Origin of the sequence: Pseudomonas sp. StFLB209 (genome assembly GCF_000829415.1) — a bacterium.
GTDB lineage: Bacteria > Pseudomonadota > Gammaproteobacteria > Pseudomonadales > Pseudomonadaceae > Aquipseudomonas.
Window position 1 is genome coordinate 1719131 of sequence record NZ_AP014637.1, and the last position, 20074, is coordinate 1739204.

19 protein-coding genes are annotated in these 20074 nt (G+C 61.6%); 8 read left to right on the forward strand and 11 right to left on the reverse strand.

Annotation, left to right across the window (positions count from 1 at the left end; genetic code table 11):
- Positions 1 to 2 precede the first annotated feature (2 nt).
- From spoT to PSCI_RS07995, 4 genes are all read right to left on the reverse strand, one after another.
- On the reverse strand, positions 3 to 2108 hold the full coding sequence (gene spoT / locus PSCI_RS07980) for a bifunctional GTP diphosphokinase/guanosine-3',5'-bis pyrophosphate 3'-pyrophosphohydrolase (protein ID WP_045485025.1): 2106 nt from the start codon (positions 2106 to 2108) through the stop codon (positions 3 to 5).
- A gap of 60 nt (positions 2109 to 2168) precedes the next feature.
- Positions 2169 to 2432, reverse strand: a complete 264-nt coding sequence (gene rpoZ / locus PSCI_RS07985) for a DNA-directed RNA polymerase subunit omega (RefSeq protein ID WP_045485028.1) — start codon at positions 2430 to 2432, stop codon at positions 2169 to 2171.
- A 111-nt stretch (positions 2433 to 2543) separates the two neighbouring features.
- Positions 2544 to 3164 (reverse strand): guanylate kinase, encoded by a 621-nt coding sequence (gmk, locus tag PSCI_RS07990; protein WP_045485031.1) that lies wholly within the window; start codon positions 3162 to 3164, stop codon positions 2544 to 2546.
- 13 nt (positions 3165 to 3177) lie between these two features.
- Positions 3178 to 4041, reverse strand: a complete 864-nt coding sequence (locus tag PSCI_RS07995; RefSeq protein ID WP_045485034.1) for a YicC/YloC family endoribonuclease — start codon at positions 4039 to 4041, stop codon at positions 3178 to 3180.
- A 258-nt stretch (positions 4042 to 4299) separates the two neighbouring features.
- Here PSCI_RS07995 and rph point away from each other — a divergent pair, with 258 nt between their 5' ends.
- Positions 4300 to 5022: a ribonuclease PH gene (gene rph, locus PSCI_RS08000; protein ID WP_045485038.1), complete on the forward strand. Its 723-nt coding sequence runs from the start codon at positions 4300 to 4302 to the stop codon at positions 5020 to 5022.
- A 22-nt stretch (positions 5023 to 5044) separates the two neighbouring features.
- The gene (locus PSCI_RS08005) at positions 5045 to 5413 is read left to right on the forward strand and encodes a DUF4870 domain-containing protein (protein WP_045485041.1); all 369 of its coding nucleotides are present in this window, start codon (positions 5045 to 5047) and stop codon (positions 5411 to 5413) included.
- A 121-nt stretch (positions 5414 to 5534) separates the two neighbouring features.
- Here the strand turns inward: PSCI_RS08005 and PSCI_RS08010 are convergent, their stop codons facing one another.
- Entirely contained in the window at positions 5535 to 6314 is a 780-nt protein-coding gene (locus PSCI_RS08010; protein WP_045485044.1) for an exodeoxyribonuclease III, read from the reverse strand.
- Positions 6315 to 6394: 80 nt separating this feature from the next.
- Here PSCI_RS08010 and pyrE point away from each other — a divergent pair, with 80 nt between their 5' ends.
- Positions 6395 to 7036: an orotate phosphoribosyltransferase gene (pyrE, locus tag PSCI_RS08015; protein WP_045485047.1), complete on the forward strand. Its 642-nt coding sequence runs from the start codon at positions 6395 to 6397 to the stop codon at positions 7034 to 7036.
- A gap of 123 nt (positions 7037 to 7159) precedes the next feature.
- Positions 7160 to 7696 carry a DUF4124 domain-containing protein gene (locus tag PSCI_RS08020; protein WP_084710211.1) on the forward strand — a complete coding sequence of 179 codons (537 nt, stop codon included), beginning with the start codon at positions 7160 to 7162 and terminating at the stop codon, positions 7694 to 7696.
- A 63-nt stretch (positions 7697 to 7759) separates the two neighbouring features.
- On the opposite strand, the gene argB is transcribed toward PSCI_RS08020, so the two are convergent.
- From argB to coaBC, 4 genes are read right to left on the reverse strand one after another with little or no spacing between them, the layout of a single operon-like run.
- Complete coding sequence (argB, locus tag PSCI_RS08025; RefSeq protein ID WP_045485049.1) at positions 7760 to 8665, reverse strand: acetylglutamate kinase; 906 nt, start codon at positions 8663 to 8665, stop codon at positions 7760 to 7762.
- A gap of 27 nt (positions 8666 to 8692) precedes the next feature.
- Complete coding sequence (locus tag PSCI_RS30045; RefSeq protein ID WP_045485051.1) at positions 8693 to 11278, reverse strand: phosphomannomutase/phosphoglucomutase; 2586 nt, start codon at positions 11276 to 11278, stop codon at positions 8693 to 8695.
- A 53-nt stretch (positions 11279 to 11331) separates the two neighbouring features.
- Positions 11332 to 11787, reverse strand: coding sequence for a dUTP diphosphatase (gene dut / locus PSCI_RS08035; protein WP_045485054.1), 456 nt, complete (start codon positions 11785 to 11787; stop codon positions 11332 to 11334).
- Positions 11788 to 11793: 6 nt separating this feature from the next.
- Complete coding sequence (gene coaBC, locus PSCI_RS08040; protein ID WP_045485057.1) at positions 11794 to 13002, reverse strand: bifunctional phosphopantothenoylcysteine decarboxylase/phosphopantothenate--cysteine ligase CoaBC; 1209 nt, start codon at positions 13000 to 13002, stop codon at positions 11794 to 11796.
- A gap of 249 nt (positions 13003 to 13251) precedes the next feature.
- Here coaBC and radC point away from each other — a divergent pair, with 249 nt between their 5' ends.
- The gene (gene radC / locus PSCI_RS08045) at positions 13252 to 13926 is read left to right on the forward strand and encodes a RadC family protein (protein ID WP_045485059.1); all 675 of its coding nucleotides are present in this window, start codon (positions 13252 to 13254) and stop codon (positions 13924 to 13926) included.
- Here the strand turns inward: radC and PSCI_RS08050 are convergent.
- The gene (locus tag PSCI_RS08050) at positions 13900 to 15300 is read right to left on the reverse strand and encodes an ATP-binding protein (RefSeq protein ID WP_045485062.1); all 1401 of its coding nucleotides are present in this window, start codon (positions 15298 to 15300) and stop codon (positions 13900 to 13902) included. The genes radC and PSCI_RS08050 overlap by 27 nt on opposite strands.
- 205 nt (positions 15301 to 15505) lie before the next feature.
- On the opposite strand from PSCI_RS08050, the gene PSCI_RS08055 reads away from it, so the two are divergent.
- Together PSCI_RS08055 and PSCI_RS08060 are read left to right on the forward strand one after the other, a co-directional pair.
- Positions 15506 to 16213 (forward strand): DUF3800 domain-containing protein, encoded by a 708-nt coding sequence (locus PSCI_RS08055; RefSeq protein WP_045485065.1) that lies wholly within the window; start codon positions 15506 to 15508, stop codon positions 16211 to 16213.
- The gene (locus PSCI_RS08060; RefSeq protein ID WP_045485068.1) at positions 16210 to 16695 is read left to right on the forward strand and encodes a hypothetical protein; all 486 of its coding nucleotides are present in this window, start codon (positions 16210 to 16212) and stop codon (positions 16693 to 16695) included. Before PSCI_RS08055 ends, PSCI_RS08060 begins: the two co-directional genes overlap by 4 nt.
- Positions 16696 to 16873: 178 nt before the next feature.
- On the opposite strand, the gene PSCI_RS08065 is transcribed toward PSCI_RS08060, so the two are convergent.
- The gene (locus tag PSCI_RS08065) at positions 16874 to 17635 is read right to left on the reverse strand and encodes a response regulator (protein WP_045485070.1); all 762 of its coding nucleotides are present in this window, start codon (positions 17633 to 17635) and stop codon (positions 16874 to 16876) included.
- Between the two features lie 89 nt (positions 17636 to 17724).
- Here PSCI_RS08065 and PSCI_RS08070 point away from each other — a divergent pair, with 89 nt between their 5' ends.
- The gene (locus PSCI_RS08070) at positions 17725 to 20043 is read left to right on the forward strand and encodes a TonB-dependent siderophore receptor (protein WP_084709892.1); all 2319 of its coding nucleotides are present in this window, start codon (positions 17725 to 17727) and stop codon (positions 20041 to 20043) included.
- Positions 20044 to 20074: the final 31 nt, after the last annotated feature.

Consider the following 20074-nt stretch of genomic DNA (forward strand, 5'->3'; position numbering starts at 1 on the left):
TGTCAGGCGCGCATGCGGGTAATGCGGGTTACCCCGGCCAGGGCGCGCAGCTTTTTGATGACGCGGGCCAGGTGTACGCGATCGTGCACGCTGACCACCAGTTGGACCACGCTGATGCGACCATCGCGCTCATCCATGCTGATCTTCTCGATGTTGCCGTCGGCGGCATTGACGCTGCTGGCCAGCAGCGCGATCAGGCCACGCTGGTGCTCAAGCTCGACGCGCAACTCGACGTTGAATTCGCCAGTGACATCCTTGGCCCAGGACAGATGCAGGCATTTTTCCGGGTTATGGCGGATCTCACTGATATTGCGGCAGTTTTCCAGGTGCACGACCATGCCCTTGCCCGCCGACAGGTGGCCGACGATCGGGTCGCCCGGAATCGGCGTGCAGCACTTGGCATAACTGAGTACCAGGCCTTCGGTGCCGCGGATCGCCAGCGGGCCTTCAGGGCTGGGCAGTTGCTCGCCGTCACCCAGCAAGCGGCGTGCGACCACATAGGCCATGCGATTGCCCAGGCCGATGTCTTCGAGCAGATCTTCCAGGACTTCGGCGCGGTACTCGATCAGTGCGGCCTGAACGCGCTCGGCGCTGACTTTGTCCAGGCTGGTCTCGAAGCCGTTGAGTACCTTGTTGAGCAAGCGCTCGCCGAGGCTGATGGACTCGGAACGGCGCTGCAGCTTCAGGGCGTGGCGAATATGGGTACGAGCCTTGCCGGTGACCACAAAATTGAGCCAGGCCGGGTTCGGCCGGGCACCCGGCGCGCTGACGATCTCGACGGTCGAGCCGCTTTGCAGCGGCTCGGAGAGCGGAGCCAGGCGGCGGTTGATCCGGCAGGCAATGCAACTGTTGCCGACGTCAGTGTGCACGGCGTAAGCAAAATCCACCGCCGTGGAGCCTTTTGGCAGCTCCATGATCCGCCCTTTGGGGGTGAACACGTAGACTTCGTCGGGGAACAGGTCGATCTTGACGCTTTCGATGAACTCCAGCGAGTTGCCGGCGCGTTGCTGCATTTCCAGCACGCCCTTGACCCATTGCCGGGCGCGGGCATGGGAGCCCTTGGGCTGCTCGTCATCACTGGACTTGTAAAGCCAGTGCGCGGCGATGCCGTTATTGGCCATTTCTTCCATTTCGCGGGTGCGAATCTGGATTTCGATGGGCACCCCGTGCATGCCGAACAGCGTGGTATGCAGCGACTGGTAGCCGTTGGCCTTGGGGATCGCAATGTAATCCTTGAAACGCCCAGGCAGTGGCTTGTAGAGGTTGTGTACGGCGCCCAGTACCCGGTAGCAGGTATCGACCTTGTCGACGATGATGCGAAACGCATACACGTCCATGATTTCGTTGAAGGCCCGGCGCTTGCCGCGCATCTTCTTGTAGATGCCGTACAGATGTTTCTGGCGGCCGCTGACATCGCCTTCGATGCCGTCCACTGCCAGACAGTGGCTCAACGACTCTTCGATCTTGTTGACCAGTTCCTTGCGGTTGCCACGGGCGCGCTTGACCGCCTGGTGAATGCGCGAGGAGCGCATCGGGTACATGGCCTTGAAGCCCAGGTCTTCGAACTCGATGCGTACGCTGTGCATGCCCAGCCGGTTGGCGATGGGGGCATAGATCTCGAGGGTTTCCTTGGCGATTCGCCGGCGTTTTTCGCCGGACAACACCTCAAGGGTACGCATGTTATGCAGGCGGTCGGCAAGCTTGACCAGGATCACGCGGATATCGCGGGCCATGGCCATGGCCATTTTCTGGAAGTTTTCCGCCTGGGCCTCGGCCTTGGTCTCGAAGTTCATCTGGGTCAGCTTGCTGACCCCGTCGACCAGGTCTGCGACGGTCTCACCGAACTGCGCACTGAGCGCTTCCTTGGCGATGCCGGTGTCTTCGATCACGTCATGCAGCATCGCGGCCATCAGGCTCTGATGGTCCATGTGCATGTCAGCGAGGATATTGGCGACGGCCAAAGGGTGGGTGACGTAGGCTTCGCCGCTGCGACGGCGCTGGCCGTCGTGGGCTTGCTCGGCGTAGAAATACGCGCGACGGACCAGGTTGACCTGATCCTTGCCTAAATAGGCCGAAATGCGTTCGGCGAGGGCGTCTATGCTCGGCAAGGCGCTACCCCCTGCCGATGGCTCTTACCCTGCGCCGTACCACATCGACCCGGCATAGGCTTAAACGGCCTCGCTGGACTCGTCCTCGAAGGCGGCAAACAATGGCTCGTCTTCGACGATTTCAGCTTCGGCGATCACTGCATTGTCGATCAGGCCGGCGGCGATTTCGCGCAGGGCAAGTACGGTAGGCTTGTCGTTTTCCCAAGCCAGCTTGGGCTCTTTGCCGCCAGTGGCGAGCTGACGCGAACGCTTGGTAGCGAGCATGACCAGCTCGAAGCGGTTATCGACGTGTTCCAGGCAGTCTTCAACAGTCACGCGGGCCATGGTATTCCTCGTAGCAAATGCGTATGCGCGGTGCCCGGATGGGCGAGCGGACTCGGTAGTGTACAAGCGGTCGGTAGCAAGCTTCAAGCGGCAAGCCACAAGCGGGCCGATTCAGGCCAGCAATTGGCTGAGCAGCTCTTGGTGCTGACGCGCCTGATGCGCCTGACTCAAACGGTTGGCACGGAAAATGGCTTTCAGATCCTGCAGCGCGACGTCAAAATTGTCGTTGATCACCAGGTAGTCATAAGCGGCGTAATGACTCATCTCGCTGACCGCTTCGCGCATCCGCCCTTCGATGATCTCGTCGCTGTCCTGGCCACGGTTGTTCAAGCGCTGGCGCAGCGCTTCGCGGCTGGGCGGCAAAATGAAGATCGAGCGTGCGTCGGGCATCAGGTTGCGCACTTGTTCAGCGCCCTGCCAGTCGATTTCCAGAATCAGGTCGTGACCGGCATCGAGCACTTGCTGCAGGCTGCTCTGCGAGGTGCCATAGAGGTTGCCGAACACTTCGGCCTGCTCCAGGAAATCGCCCTGCTCGATCATGCGCAGAAACTCGGCGCGCTCGACGAAGTGGTAGTTCACCCCGTTGGTTTCGCCCGGGCGCATGGCGCGCGTGGTGTGCGAGACGGAAACGCGAATTTGCGGCTCGTCGGCGATCAGCGCCGTGACCAGGCTGGTCTTGCCTGCCCCGGACGGGGCGGAAACGATATACAGGGTGCCGGTACTATGGGTCATTTGGGGTTCAGCCTTACTCAATATTCTGCACTTGTTCGCGCATCTGCTCGATCAACACCTTGAGGTTGACCGCGGCCTGGGTGCTGCGAGGATCGAACGCCTTGGAGCCCAGCGTGTTGGCCTCGCGGTTGAGCTCCTGCATCAGGAAGTCCAGGCGCCGCCCGGCCTGCCCGCCGGTCTTGAGCACCCGGCGCACTTCCGTGACATGGGTGTTGAGACGGTCGAGCTCTTCGGCAACGTCGCTTTTCTGGGCGAGCAGGACCATTTCCTGCTCCAGGCGCTGCGGGTCCAGCTCGGCCTTCATGTCATTGAAGCGGTCGAGGATCTTCTGCCGCTGCGCAGCCAGCATCTGCGGCACCAGAGCGCGCAGGGTGGTGACTTCCTGGCTGATGGCGTCCAGTCGCTCGCTGAGCAGCGCTGCCAGGCCCGCGCCTTCACGCGCCCGACCGTTTTTCAGCTCCTCGAGCGCTTGGCTGAACAGCGCCAGCGCAGCGCTGTTCAGTGCCTGGGGATCAGCCGCGTCGCCGACCAACACCCCAGGCCAGGCCAGTACTTCCAGCGGGTTGAGCGGGGCCGGTTGCTGGATCAGCGCGGCAACCTGCTCGGCGGCGGCGACCAGTTGCGCCGCACGCTCGCGGTCAACCTGGAGCGGTTTGCCGGCCGTTTCTTCGACAAAGCGCAAGGTGCACTCGACCTTGCCCCGTGACAGCCCTTGACGCAGCGCTTCACGAATCGCACCTTCCAGGTCGCGGAACGCTTCAGGCAAGCGCAGGTGGGGTTCGAGGTAGCGGTGGTTGACCGAGCGCAGCTCCCAGCTCAGGGTGCCTTGGGTTCCGGCCTGTTCGGCGCGGGCAAAGGCGGTCATGCTGTGCACCATGGGGTGTACCTCTATTGAGTCCCACGCGCAGCCCGGTCGCAGGCGGCGTGGAAGTCGTGAAAGTCGACAGGCTGCAAAAGCGCAGGATTGTAACGCAGGCGAGGCTGGCGCCCAAACGGCTGATGCATACAGATGCCGGCCGCTGGTCAGGGTTCCGGTATTTATGGATCGCGACCGGTCAGGCAAAGCAATTCGCGATTGAAGCTCGACAGCCCCTATAATGCTCGGCAGTTTTCCGTCCTGTACAGGTATTGCCAGATGAAACGTCCAAGTGGTCGCGCTGCCGATCAACTGCGCCCGATCCGTATCACCCGCAACTACACCAAACACGCCGAGGGCTCTGTACTGGTCGAGTTCGGGGACACCAAGGTCATCTGCACGGTCAGCGTCGAAAACGGCGTACCGCGTTTCCTCAAAGGCCAGGGCCAGGGCTGGCTGACCGCCGAATACGGCATGCTGCCGCGCGCCACCGGCGAGCGTAACCAGCGCGAAGCCAGTCGTGGCAAGCAGGGCGGCCGGACCCTCGAAATCCAGCGCCTGATCGGCCGTTCGTTGCGCGCGGCACTGGACATGTCCAAGCTGGGCGACATCACCCTGTACGTCGACTGCGACGTGATCCAGGCCGATGGCGGCACCCGAACCGCGTCGATCACCGGTTCCATGGTCGCACTGATCGACGCCCTCAAAGTGGTCAAGAAACGCGGCGGCCTGAAGGCGGGCGATCCGCTCAAGCAGATGGTCGGCGCCGTGTCGGTCGGTATCTATCAGGGCGAGCCGGTACTTGACCTGGATTACCCCGAAGACTCCGCCGCCGAAACCGACCTTAACGTGGTGATGACCAGTGCCGGCGGCTTCATCGAAGTCCAGGGCACCGCCGAAGGTGCGCCGTTCCAGCCCGAAGAACTCAACGCGATGCTGGAACTGGCACGCAAAGGCATGGCCGAAATATTCGAACTGCAGCGCGCCGCGCTGGCTGACTGAGACACCGACCCGGGGACCTGAAATGACCGACAGCCAACAACCCTCGCTGCACAAGCCAGGCCCGCAAGCGCGGCAGTGGGCGATGCTTTGTCATCTGTCGGCGTTTTTCGGGCTGGTCTTTCCGTTCGGCAACCTGCTGGGGCCGCTGGTGCTCTGGCAGCTCAAGAAAGAGTCCGACCCGTTTATCGACGCTCAGGGCCGTGAAGCGCTGAACTTCCAGATCACCGTCAGCATTGCCGCGACCATCAGCTTCATGCTGGTGTTCGTGGTGATCGGCATACCGCTGTTGATGCTGGTCGGCCTGGGCGCCTTGGTGCTGACCATCATTGGCGGCGTAAAAGCCAATGACGGCCTGAACTACCGCTACCCGTTCACCTGGCGCCCGCTGTAGGAGCAGCTTTAGCTGCGAAGGCTTCGCGGCTAAAGCCGCTCCTACGGCGTAGACCCAAGCCTTCGCCCAATAAAAAGCCGACATCATGTCGGCTTTTTGTCGTCCGGTGGCTGACCCTCAATCAGGTGGTCAGTGTCCAGTCGTAGTCCACGATCAGCGGCGCGTGCTGCGAGAAGCGCGGCTGGCGAGGCAGGCGTGCGCTGCGTACGAAACGGCGCAGGCCCGGTGTCAGAATCTGATAGTCGAAGCGCCAGCCCAGATTGAGCATCTCGGCCTGTTCGCTGTCCGGCCACCAGCTGTACTGATCGCCTTCACGATTGACTTCACGCAGTGCATCCACATAACCCATATTGCCGACGATCTCGTCCATCCAGGCGCGCTCCGGCGCAAGGAAGCCTGGCGACTGCTGACTGTCGCGCCAGTTCTTGATGTCGAGCTTCTGCTGGGCAACATACAGCGAACCGCAGTAAATGTACTCGCGGCGCTTGCGACGCTGCTTGTCCAGATACTTGCCGAAGTCATCCATAAGCTTGAATTTCTGATTCAGGTCTTCATCGCCGTTCATGCCCGAAGGCAACAACAGGGTGGCAATGCTGACTTTGTCGAAATCTGCCTGCAGGTAACGCCCGTAGCGGTCAGCGGTCTCGAAACCCAGACCGCTGATGACCGCCTTTGGCTGCAACCGCGAGTAAAGCGCCACGCCGCCCTGGGCAGGCACCTCGGCTTCGCATGCATACAGGAAGTAACCATCCAGCTGGTAGGCTGGATCATCCAGTTCAAAGGCGGAGGCGCGGGTGTCCTGAAGGCAGATGACGTCGGCATTCTGAGCTTGCAGCCAGCTGAGCAAACCACGCTCGACTGCAGCCTGAATGCCATTTACGTTCACACTGATGATCCGCATAAATGGCCCCAAAAATCACGTGCGTGTATGATACCCGAGGTCTAATCAATTAGCTAAATCCGTGCTTTCAGGGCTTTTTCATGCAAGCGTATCAACGCGATTTCATTCGTTTTGCCATCGATCGCGGCGTGCTGCGCTTCGGTGAGTTCACTCTCAAGTCAGGGCGCACCAGCCCTTACTTCTTCAATGCCGGTCTGTTCAACAGCGGCGCCGCACTGGCGCAACTGGGGCGGTTCTACGCCTCGGCGATCGTTGACAGCGGGATCGACTTCGACGTGCTGTTCGGCCCGGCCTACAAAGGCATTCCGCTGGCGGCCGCTACCGCCGTGTCGCTGGCCGAGCATCACGACCGGGACCTGCCCTGGTGCTTCAACCGCAAGGAAGCCAAGGCCCACGGCGAGGGCGGCAGCCTGGTCGGCGCACCTTTGACCGGCAATGTGCTGATCATTGATGACGTGATTACCGCCGGCACCGCGATTCGTGAGGTCATGCAGATCATCCAGGCCCAGGACGCTACGGCGGCCGGCGTGCTGATCGCGATGAACCGCCAGGAGCGTGGCAACGGCGAGTTGTCGGCGATTCAGGAAGTCGAGCGCGACTTCGGCATTCCGGTCGTGAGCATCGTCTCGCTCAACCAGGTGCTGGAATTTCTCGCCGACGACCCACAACTCAAGCAACACCTGCCTGCAGTGCAAGCGTACCGGGCGCAATACGGCGTCTGAGGGAAACCTATGACCGGCTGGGCGAAGCACCGCAGTGATCGAAACCTGAGCAGCACGTCGCGGCGCGTCGTGCAGGCTACCGGGCTGGTGTTGCTGCTGGTCAGCTTTGGCCAGGGTGCGGCAATGGCTGCCGAGCCTCCTGAGGTGCTGCTCTATCGCTATGTCGACAGCCGTGGCATAACCGTCATGGATCGCCAGGGCGTGCCGCCGGAGTACGCAGGCAAAGGCTATCAGGTACTCAACGCCCAGGGGCGAGTGGTACAGGTAGTCCCGCCGGCCCCCAGTGCCGAGCAGATTCGTCAGGCCGAGGCGGCCAAGGCCCAGGCCGGTGCCGATGCGCAGTTATTGCGCCAGTATCGCAGTGTCGATGATGTCGAGCGCGCCAAGGCTCGCAAGCTGGCAGAGATCGACGCGCTGATCGGCGTGGCCCAAGGCAATACCCAGGGCCTGGCTGCCCAGCAGGCCAGCCTGCAGGGCCAGGCCGCCGATCTGGAACGGGCAGGGCGGGCGGTGCCGCAGAACCTGATTGACCAGATGAACGACCTGCGCGATCAGCACAATGCGCTCAAGGCCGAGATCAGTCGTTATCAGCAGGCGCGTCAGCAGGCAGAGTCAGACTTCGCCCAGTTGCGGGTGCGGGTCTCCAGCCTGCTGCAGTAACGCAGTAAAAAGGCCCCGTCAGTTCGCACTGACGGGGCCTTTTTATTATCGCAATGACCGCAATCAGTGACGCTTGCGGTTGGTGATCAGCGTACCCACGCCGCTGTCGGTGAAGATTTCCAGCAGTACGGCATTGGGCACACGGCCATCGATGATGTGCGAGCTGTGTACGCCGCCCTGCACCGCTTCCAGCGCGCAACGGATCTTCGGCAGCATGCCGCCGTAGATGGTGCCGTCAGCGATCAGGCCATCGACCTGTTCGGTGGTCAGGCCGGTCAGGACTTCACCTTGCTTGTCCATCAGGCCGGCAATGTTGGTCAGCAGCATCAGTTTCTCGGCCTTGAGGGCTTCGGCAACCTTGCCGGCGACCAGATCGGCATTGATGTTGTACGACTCACCGTTCGGGCCGACACCGATCGGCGCGATCACCGGGATGAAGTCGCCCTTGACCAGCATGTTCAGCAGGTCGGTATTGACCCCGACCACTTCGCCAACGTGACCGATGTCGATGATTTCGGCCTTGGTCATTTCCGGCGTCTGGCGGGTAACGGTGAGCTTCTTCGCACGAATCAGCTCGGCGTCCTTGCCGGTCAGGCCGATGGCGCTGCCACCATGACGGTTGATCAGGTTGACGATGTCTTTGTTGACCTGGCCGCCGAGGACCATTTCCACCACATCCATGGTCTGCGAGTCGGTCACCCGCATGCCGTCGATGAAGTGGCTTTCAATGGACAGGCGCTTGAGCAGGTCACCGATCTGCGGACCGCCGCCGTGAACGACCACCGGGTTGATACCGACCGCTTTCATCAGCACGATATCGCGCGCAAAGCCGGTTTTCAGCTCTTCGCTTTCCATGGCGTTGCCGCCGTACTTGATTACCAGCGTCTTGCCAACGAAACGGCGGATGTATGGCAGTGCTTCGGACAATACCTTGGCGACGTTAGAAGCGGCATCACGTTCGAGGGTCATTCGGGGCTCCAGTCAAAGATCAAACTATCAGAACGGCAAGTCGAGGTCCGGCGCAACTTTCTTGAGCTCGGTATGGAAAACGTTCTGGATGCGCTGCAATTCAGCCTCGGTTTCGGCTTCGAAGCGCAGCACCAGCACCGGCGTGGTGTTGGACGCACGCACCAGACCCCAGCCTTTCGGATAATCGACACGGACACCGTCGATGCTGGTCAGTTTGGCGTCGCCCCACTGGGCCTGTTTCTCCAGAGCCTCAATGATGCTGAACTTGGTGACATCGGTCACCTTAATATTGATCTCTGGGGTGGAAACGTCATCCGGGAAAGAGGCGAACAGCTGTTCGGCGGTTTCGGTTTTCTGGCTGAGGATTTCCAGCAGCCGTGCAGCGCTGTAGATACCGTCATCGAAACCGAACCAACGCTCCTTGAAGAAGATGTGGCCGCTCATCTCGCCCGCCAGCAACGCGCCGCTTTTCTTCATTTGTTTCTTGATCAGCGAGTGGCCGGTTTTCCACATCACCGGACGACCGCCGTGCTCACTGATCAACGGGGTCAGGCGGCGGGTGCACTTGACGTCGAAGATGATGTCGGCGCCCGGATTGCGCTCCAGCACGTCCAGCGCGAACAGCATCAGCAGGCGGTCAGGGAAGACCACATTGCCCTCGTTGGTCACCACCCCCACACGGTCGCCGTCGCCGTCGAAGGCAAGGCCCAGGTCGGCGCCGGTTTCCTTGACCTTGGCAATCAGGTCCTGAAGGTTTTCCAGCTTGCCCGGATCGGGGTGGTGGTTAGGGAAATTGCCGTCGACTTCCTCGAACAGGGAAATCACTTCACAGCCCAGCGCTTCAATCAGCCGCGGCGCGATGACCCCGGCAGCGCCGTTGCCGCAGTCGACCACCACCTTGAGGCGGCGGGCCAGGGCGATGTCCTGGGTGATCTGCTGGTAGTAGCGCTCGAGGATGTCGACCTTGGTGATGCTGCCTTTTTGCTCGGTCAGGTTGTTGGTTTTGATGCGCTCAAGCAGGGCCTGGATCTGTTCGTTGGCCAGGGTGTCGCCTGCGATGACGATCTTGAAACCGTTGTAGTCCTTGGGGTTGTGGCTGCCGGTGAGCATCACGCCAGTCTTGCCGGCCAGCACGTTGGCGGCGTAGTACAGCGCCGGAGTCGGGACCAGGCCGACATCGCTGACATGACAACCGGCGTCATGCAGCCCCTGAATCAGTTGTTGTGACAGTTCCGGGCCAGACAGACGGCCATCGCGACCCACGCTGACGTTGGGTTCGTTCTCGGCCAGGCTCTGGGCGCCGATGGCCCGACCGATCCAGTAGGCGGTTTCAGCGTGCAGGGTATCGCCGACCACACCGCGAATGTCATAGGCGCGGAAGATCGACTCGGGAAGCTGGGGTGCCACGGATGCTGGGCTGTTCATAAAGAGGGTGTGCTCCGATCTCGGGAGATCCTGGTTGTCGTCGAGAATGTCGATATCAAGGATATCGGTGTTCTGGAACAGCGGATCGCTCCAGGCGGTGCCAGGCTTGGCGGCCGGGGGCGATACTGCAACGCTGCCTTCAGAGGTGTCGGGTTTTGCGCCGCTTCTGTCGCCAGTAGCCGCGTGAGGCGCGGTGTACAGCGAAAGACGGGCAAGGGCCTGAGCCAGTCCTTGCAGGGCAGGGAGGCTCAAACCGAAGGGTTTGACGGTTTTTCCGCGAGAGAGTTCTTGCACCAGTTGATCCAGTTGCCGGGTGTCGTCGACGATCAGCCTTTGCAGGCGGCGCTCGTTTAGGTACAGCCCCAGCACGCTGCCCGCCAGGGCGACCAGCAAAGCCAGGCCGAGCAATAGCCAGGGGATCGGGTTGTGCAAGGCCGGACCTGGGGTGAATTCAAGCCGCCAGCCCGGATAGCCGGTCTCGAAAACCTGCGGCTTGCCGGCACCGGCCAGCCCGCGCTGCAGGAAAACCTGCTCCGGGCCGTTGCCGAACTGCTGGCTTAACACCACTTGCCCGGCGTCTTCGGGAATGCCTGGAATGGCGTTGAGCAGACGCTTGGGGTCGAAGGCCAGCAACAAGGTGCCGCTGGCCGGCTGGCTCGGGTCGCTGCGCAGCGCTGCCACGCTGTAAATGACCCAGCGCTCGCCGATCTTGCGTGCCTCCGGCACCGGTGCCTGACCCTGAATCGCCTTGTTGAGCAGGTCCAGGGTCGAGTAGCTGACCGGCAAGCTGCTCTGGGTGTCGATGTCGGCCAGGCCTTTGGCATCGATCCGTGCGCCAATCAGGCCGTCCCAGTAACGCAGCCGCTCCTGCACAGCGCTGCGGGCCTGCTCATCATGACTCTGCAGGGCCTGCAACAGGGCGGGATTGTTGGCGGCCGCCTGGGTGTCGGCACCGATCTGGCGCAAGGCCAGATTGATCGCCAGCGCCTGGCTGTTACCCCAGGCCTGGATCTGCTGGTCATGCTGTTGCGGGCTGCTGGCCAGGCCGACGGTGATCAGTACCAGCGCCGCCGCCAGGCCGGCAAACGCCGGAATCAGACCGGGCAGCAAGGCGTGCAAGGCAGAAGCAGAAGGCTTTTGCCCTTCGGCAGACGAATGCTGGTTGATGCTGCGCTGACTGCCTTCCACCCGACTGCTCTCCGATTATTCGTCCTGAATCCGGGGTTGCCTGTGCAAATCTGTCAATGACTGCCTGAGTGACCGAAGCCGCCGGCACCGCGCTGGGTCTGCTGGAACTCCTCGACCAGCTCGAAACGGGCCTGCACCACCGGCACCAGCACCAACTGCGCGATGCGCTCGCCAACCGCGATGGTGAACGGAGTCTGGCCGCGGTTCCAGCACGAGACCATCAGTTCGCCCTGATAATCGGAGTCGATCAGGCCGACCAGGTTGCCCAGCACGATGCCGTGCTTATGGCCCAGCCCCGAACGCGGCAGAATCAGCGCGGCCAGGCCCGGGTCTTCGACGTAGATCGACAGGCCAGTGGGAATCAGCAGGGTCTGGCCGGGCTCCAGCACGGTGTCCTGCTGCAGCATGGCGCGCAGGTCAAGGCCAGCCGAGCCGCTGGTGGCGTAGGCCGGAAGAGGGAAGTCGCTGCCAATGCGGGGGTCGAGGATCTTGGCTTGTAGAGCGTGCATTCGTAGTTAAACCTGATTCATGCGTTCGGCGATAAAAGAGATCAGCTGGCGGGCAATCTTGCCTTTGCTGGTCTGGGCAAAGAGCGTTGCATGCAACGCCCGGTCGATCACGCTGCAGGCGTTTTCTTCACTATTGAAGCCGATGCTGGGGTTGGCGACATCGTTGGCGACAATCAGATCGAGATTCTTGTCCTTGAGCTTGCGTGCAGCATAGTCGAGCAAATGCTCGGTCTCGGCGGCAAAACCGACACTGAACGGACGATCCGGGCGGGTCGCGATGGTCGCCAGGATGTCGGGGTTACGGACCATCTGCAGCAACAGGCCGTCGCCGGTGCTGGGGTCTTTCTTGAGTTTGTGCGGGGCGACCACTTCCGGGCGGTAGTCGGCCACGGCGGCCGAGGCAATGAACAGATCGCACGGAATCGCTGCTTCGCAGGCGGCCAGCATGTCGCGGGCGCTGACCACGTCAATGCGCGTGACCCGGTCCGGCGTCGGCAGGCTGACGGGACCTGTGATCAGTGTCACCCGCGCGCCGGCTTCCACGGCCGCTTCGGCCAGGGCAAGGCCCATCTTGCCGGAGCTGTGGTTGGTGATGTAACGCACCGGGTCGATATTTTCCTGAGTGGGCCCGGCAGTGATCACCACGTGCTGGCCGGTCAGGCTCAGGCGCTGGAAGCACTCGGCGGCGCACATCGCCAGCTCGCCGGGCTCGAGCATCCGGCCAAACCCCACGTCGCCGCAGGCCTGGCTGCCCGATGCCGGGCCGAACACTTTCCAGCCGCGCTCTTCGAGCTGCCGTGTGTTGGCCTGCACCGAGCTGTCGCGCCACATGGCCTGGTTCATCGCCGGCGCAATCGCCACGGTGGCGTCGGTGGCCAGCACAATAGTGGTCAACAGGTCATTGGCGATGCCCTGGGCCAGGCGGGCGATCAGGTCAGCGGTTGCCGGGGCGATGAGAATCAGGTCCGCCCAGCGGGCCAGCTCGATATGCCCCATCGCGGCTTCTGCCGCCGGGTCGAGCAGCTCCAGATGGACGGGGTGTCCCGAGAGCGCCTGCATGGTCAGAGGGGTGATGAACTCCGCTCCGCCCTTGGTCATGACGACCCGCACTTCGGCCCCCTGGTCGCGCAAGCGGCGGACCAGTTCGGCGCTTTTGTAGGCCGCGATGCCGCCGCCGACGCCCAGAACGATGCGTTTTCGATACAGCCGCTGCATAGGCCTGCCTTGTCTTGATCAATGTTGCGCAATCGCAGCAGCCCCGGTGCCGGGTAGCCGCAGAAAAATCCGGGCTAAGATAGCACAGCGTCCGCAGTGGAGCAGCGGCGCCCACAGCTCTGTAGGAAAAGTCAGCGCGTGAGGCTCTGGCCCGGCAAAAGCTGGCGAGCCGTTGCGATCTGCGGTACTAGCTTGTGGGACGTGCGCGGCCCCTTGTTTGCGCCGCGCCTGAACACAAGGAGGTGGTGCATGAGTATCCGCGACTGGCCTGCTGCGGAGCGTCCGCGCGAGCGTCTGCTGAGCATGGGCGCGCAGAGCCTTTCCGATGCAGAACTGCTGGCCATTTTCCTGCGCACCGGCGTCTCAGGCAAAAGTGCCGTCGATCTGGCCCGGCATCTGTTGAGTGAATTCGGCAGCCTGCGCGCGTTGCTGGAGGCCGACCTCGATGCCTTCAGTTCACACCTGGGGCTTGGCCCGGCGAAGTTCTCCCAACTTCAGGCGGTGCTGGAAATGGCCCGTCGGCACCTGGCTGAAAGCGTCCGCCATGCGTCGGCGCTGGAAAACCCGCAGCAGGTTCGCACCTATCTGAAATCACAGCTGCGCCATGAGCCTCACGAAGTGTTCGCCTGCCTGTTTCTCGACAGCAAGCATCGCGTGCAGGCGTTCGAGGTACTGTTCCATGGAACGATCAATGCGGCCTATGTTCACCCGCGCCAGGTGGTCAAACGCGCCCTGGCACACAATTCGGCCAGCCTGATCCTGTGCCATAACCACCCCTCCGGGGTCAGCGAGCCAAGCCGGGCCGACATCGAGCTGACCAAGCGCCTTATGGAGTCGCTGGCACTGGTGGATGTGGTGGTGCTCGACCATGTGATCGTCGGAGAGGGCGAGCCGTTGTCACTGGTGGAGCGCGGGCTGATGTAGCGGCAGGAGCACACTGACCGAAAGCCCGCCAGCCTCGCGGTTACGCAGCATCAGCCGGCCGCCATGCAGCATGGCGATGCGCTTGGCGATGCTCAGGCCCAGACCGTAGCCGCCGGAACGCTGGTTGCGTGAGGCTTCACCACGTACGAACGGGTCGGTGATGGTTGGCAGCTGTTGCTCGGCAATGCCGGGGCCGCGGTCGAGGATCTCGATGTGCAGGTGCTGGTCGTCCGATTGCACGTTGAGACTGACCTGCCGGGCATAGCGCAAGGCATTGCTCAGCAGGTTTTGCAGGCAACGTTGCAGCAACAGCTCATTGACCTGCACCACGCCGCCACGTCCGCTGACCGGCAAGGGTTCCTCAGCGCTGCACAGCTCATCGCACAAGCGAGCGAGCAGCTCGTCGATATCGACAGGCTGCACGGTGTGTTTCTCGGCGCTCTGCAAATAATCGAGCACCTGGGCGATCATGCGCTCCATTTCGACAATATTGTGCCGCAGCCGCTCGCGAGGACGCTCTTCGCTGACCCGCTCGATCAGCAGACGCATGCGGGTCAGCGGGGTACGCAGGTCGTGGGATACAGCTGCCAGGAAATAGGCCTGGTCATCGAGCATGGCTTTGAGCCGCTGCTGCATGCTGTTGAAGGCCAGCGCGGCCTGGCGAACCTCTTGCGAGCCTTCGATGGTCAAGGGTGGCTGTTCGAGGTTGTCGCCCAGCGCCATGGCAGCCTCGCCCAGACGCTTGAGCGGGCGCAGGCACAGACGCACCGCCACCAGACAGATCACCAGCACGGCCAGAATGCGCAGGGCATACACCCGCAACAGATAATCGGCGATCAGCACCCATGCCGACTCGCCGCTCCAGCCCTGCATTTCCTGCGCCTCGACGTGCAGCCAGCGCTGGTCCGGCAGCTGGAGCGCAAAGCGCAGATGCGCCTGGGCGGTGCGCAGGCCGAACAGGCTATGCCAAACGATCGGCTGGCCCTGCGTATCGGTCAAGGTCGCGCTGAGCAGGCGCAGCGGGTAATCGCGTCCGGTTTCAATGCGCAACGCCTGACCGAGCAGTAATTCAATGCGCCGCTGGGCGCGGCTGGGTTCACCGCCGGGCACACGGGGCGGTGCATCTGACAGGCAGCGCAACTGGTAATGGGTGCGAACCTGAAGCTGTTCGGGCGCACGGCAGTCAATCTGCTCGATGATCGCCGCAGTGTCACGCGCCATAAGCCGTACGGGCGCTTCCAGAACCTGCGCAAAACGCACATCGAACCAGATACTGCTCGATGCCAGCTGAATGCCCAGCACCCCAAAAACCATGATCACCAGCAACTGGGCGAACAGGGTTTTGGGCCATAGCCTTTGCAGAAAGCGCCGCATCTCAGGACGCGGGACCGGTGATGCTCAACAGATAGCCTTCATTGCGGATGACAGAAAGTCTGCACCTTGCCGTTCGGACGGCTCTGAGTCAATAAACACTGGAGCAGGCGAGCCAGGAAAACGATGACTGAAGCCTGATCGCTCTGGCCCATGGCTATGAGCAAACAGAGTACATTCGGCAACCCTAACGGCCAGCAGTACAGCAATGAACGAAACCTTCAATATCTATTGTGACGAATCCTGCCACCTGGAGAATGACGGTCAGCGCGCCATGGTGCTGGGCGCTGTCTGGTGTCCAGAGGCAAAACGCCTGGAGATCGCCCGGCGTCTACGTGAAATCAAATCAAGACATAAACTGCCCCGCGATTTCGAAATCAAGTGGACCAAGGTGGGCTCCGCCAAACTACAGTTCTACCTGGACTGTATCGACTATTTTTTTGACGATGACGATCTGCACTTTCGTGCGTTGGTTGTTGCCGACAAGGCTTGTCTCAACCACCGGCAGTACCGGCAAAGCCATGACGACTGGTACTACAAGATTTATTTCTCGATGCTCAAGACCATCTTCGACCCAGACGCTGGATACCATGTCTACATCGATATCAAAGACACATTAGGGCATGAGAAGGTCACCAGACTCCACGAGGCGCTGGCCCACAACGCCTATGACTTTTCTCGCAAGGTAATCCGCCGTGTACAGCGCATTCACTCTCATGAGGCAGAACAATTGCAGTTGGCCGACTTGCTCATTGGCGCGCTGTCCTACCTGCATCGCGGACTGTGTGGCAGCGAAGCCAAGCAGCGACTGATTGCGCGAATTCGCGAGCGTAGCCGCTATAACCTGAAGCAGAACACGTTGCTGCGTGAGTCCAAGTTCAACCTGTTCTTCTGGAGCGGGAGCCAAGACTTATGAGCCTGCCGGGATGGCTGCCTGAACTGGAAGAACTGAAAGCTTATGGTGGCGATTTTTCTCGTTATCTGGATGCGATCTACGAGATATTTTGTGCCGACTTTGTGGTTTCGAAACCCGTATTCGCTGGTAAGCGTCTTGGCTTGAAGCGTCATCCGGTTATTCAGGGCAAGGAGGCTACGTTTTGGCACATGATTTCAGAGGGGCACGACGAAGCGGAGCGCCTGCCTGATTTGCGGCGTTGCGAGCGTATTCGCTGGCCCAGACCAATAATAGAAAATGCTGCCGATACAAGGCTAAAGATCTGGCGTGAACCGAAAGGCTCAACTACTCGTGTATTGATATGGTTTGCCGAAGCCCAATACTTGGTGGTGCTGGAAGAGCGCAAGGACTACACCCTGCCTTGGACGGCCTATCCAGTCGAACGAGAGCATCAGCAGAAGAAACTGGAGCAGCGTTGGGAGCGCTACAGTCAGGAGAGTTAGGCTGGCCGCGCCCTCCACAGGAGGACGGGGCCGTTACTCCTTCTACACTGACACCCTAAGGCTGGTAGATGAGCTGGTGCCAACGGTAGGCCTTACCTGTCTGGATTTCAAGCTACACGCTGTTTTTTCTGACGATATGCCTGCTTTTCGTCACAGTCATTGCAAAAAACGCCGCATCTCAGGACGCGGGACCGGTGATGCTCAACAGATAGCCTTCATTGCGAATGGTGACAATCTGCACGCTGGCACGCTCATCGCTTTTGAATGACTGACGCAGCCGGCTGATGCACATGTCCACCGAGCGGTCGTCGGGCTGATAGGCGCGGCCGAAGGCGCTGCGGGTGAGCTGCTCACGGGTCAGCACTTCTTCATGGGCATTGAGCAACTCGCTGAGCACACGGTAATCGGAGCGTGGCAACGGCAACTGGCGCTGGTCCGGCAGGGTCAGTTCGCGGCGGGCGTGGTCGAGCCGGTAGCCGGCAAAGTGCTGAGTCTTGTCCGGGCGGGCAGGGGACTCGGGGGCCAGGCGCGTCGCGCGCCGCAGCACGGCCTTGATTCGCGCCAGCAACTCACGGGGCTCGAACGGCTTGGCCAGGTAGTCGTCGGCACCGACCTCCAGGCCGATCACCCGGTCCAGCGCTGCGCCCCGGGCCGACAGCATGATCACGCCCATGCTCGAATCGCGTGGCAATTGGCGGCACAGGCTCAGGCCGTCCTCGCCGGGCAGCATCAGGTCCAGGATCAACAGGTCTACGGTCTGCTCACGCAGACACTGCCACATCTGCTGACCGTCGGCAGCCGCCAACACACGATAACCGGCCTCGCTGAGGTAGTCGCAGAGCAGCTCGCGGATCTCGTCATCATCATCGACCACCAGCAAGGTTTCGCCTGATTGTGGTGGCAATCCGGGCGGCGAGGTGTCGCGCTCATTACATTCCATTACAAGCCCATACATACGCGCGGTACAGCGAAGTGAGGTGGTTGATAAAAATCGTATCAAAACCTAACTGCAAACACGAAGCGATTACAATGACTCACTTGGGCAGCACCTCTTCTACCATCCTCCATCTCCCTGCCAACCCTACCGACATTTTCACCCTCAAGCGCTCTAACGTGCTGATCGGCCTGGGCCTGAGCGCACTGATTGCCAGTCACAGTGTTAACGCGGCCGACGCTGTCGAACTCAACGCCATTGATGTCCGCGACAGCGCCTACACCGAACAGGATGCCACCGGCCAGGCCGGTTACACGGTTAAAAGCACCAGCAGTTCCACCGGCCTTAAGCTGACCCCAAGGCAGACCCCGCAGTCGGTGACCACCATCACTCAGGAGCAGATGACCGACCGCAATATCACCAATATGGAGCAGGCACTGGACGCCGCGCCGGGGGTGAGCATGAGCAAGCTGGAGGTCGGCGGGCGTACCGAGTACCGCGCCCGTGGCTACGCCATCAGCAACTGGAAGGTCGATGGCCTGCAGTATCCGGGGGGGTCGGATTTCAGCGGCGCCGGTTCGTCGCTGAACATGGACATGTACGAGCGCATGGACGTGGTCCGCGGCGCCAACGGCCTGTTGGGCGGCACCGGAGATCCGTCAGCCACCGTCAACCTGATCCGCAAGCGTCCGACCCGCGAGTTCGGCGGCAGCGCCTACGTGACCTATGGCAGTTGGGACAAGGCCCGCCTGGGCGCCGACCTGAACCTGCCGCTGTCGGAAGATGGTCGTCTGCGTTCGCGCTTTGTGGTTTCCCAGCAGGAGGCCAACTCGTTCCGCGACGAGCAGTCCGACCGCTCGCGGGCAGCGCTGGCCAATGTCGAGTTCGATCTGGATGACGCCACCACCCTTGGCGCCGGCTTTCAGTATGAGTATTACAAGATTGTCGGCGGCGGCTGGGGTGCCAATATCCCGATCTGGTACGGTGACGGCAGCAAGACCGACCTGCCGCGCAGCACCAACGTGGTGCCGAGCTGGAGCTTTGGCGAGTACACCACCCGTACCGCGTTCGGCTCGCTGACCCATCGCTTCGACAATGACTGGACCCTGAACGTCAATCTGGCGCAGACCACCACCGACGCCCTTAACCACCGCGGCCTGGCCAAGGTCAACTCGTCGTCGGGCGGCAATTATGTCGGTTACTTCAACCGCGATGGCAGCGGTGCGGTACTCAATGGCCTGCACAGCTCGACTGACACCACTCAACAGTCCGGCCAGATTGATCTGAGCGGCCCGTTCCAGCTGTTCGGCCGTACCCATCAGGCGATGTTCGGCTACAACGACAGCCGCACCGTGGCCTGGTCGCCGCAATACAGCTGCACCATGTCCAGCGCCCTGCGCACCAGTGCGCCAGCGCTGGGCTGCCAGTTCCGTGGCAACAACGGTTTTGCGCTCAGCGACTGGCGCAACGGGGTAAATGACGATTACTACATCGATGCCCGCCAGACCGGCCTGCACAGCAAGACCACCACGCGCCTGCAGGGTATGTATGCGGCAACCCGGATCAGCATCACCGATCCGCTGTCGGTGATTGCCGGGGTGCGCACCAGCAACTATGACGCAGTGACCATCGCCACCTCCGGGGCACGCAGCAGCCAGAGCGAGAACGGTATCGTCACCCCATATCTGGGCGCGGTGTATGACCTCAATGACAACTACTCGCTGTATGCCAGCTATACCGACATTTTCACCCCGCAGACTCAGGAAGACGCCGGCGGCAGCAAGATCGAGCCGATTCGTGGCAAGAGCTACGAAACCGGGATCAAGGGTGAGTGGTTCGACGGTCGCCTGAATGCCCAGGCTGCGTATTTCCGCACCCAGCAGGACAACAAGGCCGTTACCGATGGCGCCAGCCTGACCCCGACCGGCGCGCAGGCCTACAAGGCCGGCTCCGGGGTGGAAACCAACGGTATCGATCTGGAAGTGGCCGGGGCGATCACGCCGAACTGGAACGTCTACGGCGGCTACACCTGGCTGCACTTTCGGCGCCTCGATTCCGACGGCCGCAGTGACCCTTCGCACCTGTTCAAACTGTCGACCACCTACCACCTGTCTGGCGCGCTGGATCGTCTGACCGTGGGTACCGGTGTGACTGCACAGACCAACATCCGCGCACTGTCGACCCCGGCCGGCCAGCCCACCAACGGCGTGAGCCGCAGCGCCAGCGACGTCAACTGGTCCGGTTATGCGATCTGGAATGCCATGGCCCGCTATGACATCACGGACGACACCGCACTGACCCTGAACGCCAACAACCTGTTCGACAAGCACTACTTCACCCGCTATGGCTTCTATGCCGGGGCGATCTACGGTGATCCTCGCAGCCTGTCGCTGACCCTGCGGACCCAGTTCTGACCGCTCTCGCGCGTCAGACAAACAAAGCGGC

What these genes read in the sequence shown, in the direction of transcription:
- dut (WP_045485054.1), bottom strand. Translation starts at nt 11,787, where the DNA reads ATGCACGCTCTACAAGCCAAGATCCTCGACCCCCGCATTGGCAGCGAC.
- gmk (WP_045485031.1), bottom strand. Translation starts at nt 3,164, where the DNA reads ATGACCCATAGTACCGGCACCCTGTATATCGTTTCCGCCCCGTCCGGG.
- PSCI_RS08065 (WP_045485070.1), bottom strand. Translation starts at nt 17,635, where the DNA reads ATGGAATGTAATGAGCGCGACACCTCGCCGCCCGGATTGCCACCACAA.
- PSCI_RS08055 (WP_045485065.1), top strand. Translation starts at nt 15,506, where the DNA reads ATGAACGAAACCTTCAATATCTATTGTGACGAATCCTGCCACCTGGAG.
- rph (WP_045485038.1), top strand. Translation starts at nt 4,300, where the DNA reads ATGAAACGTCCAAGTGGTCGCGCTGCCGATCAACTGCGCCCGATCCGT.
- coaBC (WP_045485057.1), bottom strand. Translation starts at nt 13,002, where the DNA reads ATGCAGCGGCTGTATCGAAAACGCATCGTTCTGGGCGTCGGCGGCGGC.
- PSCI_RS08050 (WP_045485062.1), bottom strand. Translation starts at nt 15,300, where the DNA reads ATGCGGCGCTTTCTGCAAAGGCTATGGCCCAAAACCCTGTTCGCCCAG.
- PSCI_RS08070 (WP_084709892.1), top strand. Translation starts at nt 17,725, where the DNA reads ATGACTCACTTGGGCAGCACCTCTTCTACCATCCTCCATCTCCCTGCC.
- PSCI_RS08010 (WP_045485044.1), bottom strand. Translation starts at nt 6,314, where the DNA reads ATGCGGATCATCAGTGTGAACGTAAATGGCATTCAGGCTGCAGTCGAG.
- PSCI_RS08060 (WP_045485068.1), top strand. Translation starts at nt 16,210, where the DNA reads ATGAGCCTGCCGGGATGGCTGCCTGAACTGGAAGAACTGAAAGCTTAT.
- argB (WP_045485049.1), bottom strand. Translation starts at nt 8,665, where the DNA reads ATGACCCTCGAACGTGATGCCGCTTCTAACGTCGCCAAGGTATTGTCC.
- PSCI_RS08020 (WP_084710211.1), top strand. Translation starts at nt 7,160, where the DNA reads ATGGCTGCCGAGCCTCCTGAGGTGCTGCTCTATCGCTATGTCGACAGC.
- rpoZ (WP_045485028.1), bottom strand. Translation starts at nt 2,432, where the DNA reads ATGGCCCGCGTGACTGTTGAAGACTGCCTGGAACACGTCGATAACCGC.
- pyrE (WP_045485047.1), top strand. Translation starts at nt 6,395, where the DNA reads ATGCAAGCGTATCAACGCGATTTCATTCGTTTTGCCATCGATCGCGGC.
- PSCI_RS07995 (WP_045485034.1), bottom strand. Translation starts at nt 4,041, where the DNA reads ATGGTGCACAGCATGACCGCCTTTGCCCGCGCCGAACAGGCCGGAACC.
- PSCI_RS08005 (WP_045485041.1), top strand. Translation starts at nt 5,045, where the DNA reads ATGACCGACAGCCAACAACCCTCGCTGCACAAGCCAGGCCCGCAAGCG.
- radC (WP_045485059.1), top strand. Translation starts at nt 13,252, where the DNA reads ATGAGTATCCGCGACTGGCCTGCTGCGGAGCGTCCGCGCGAGCGTCTG.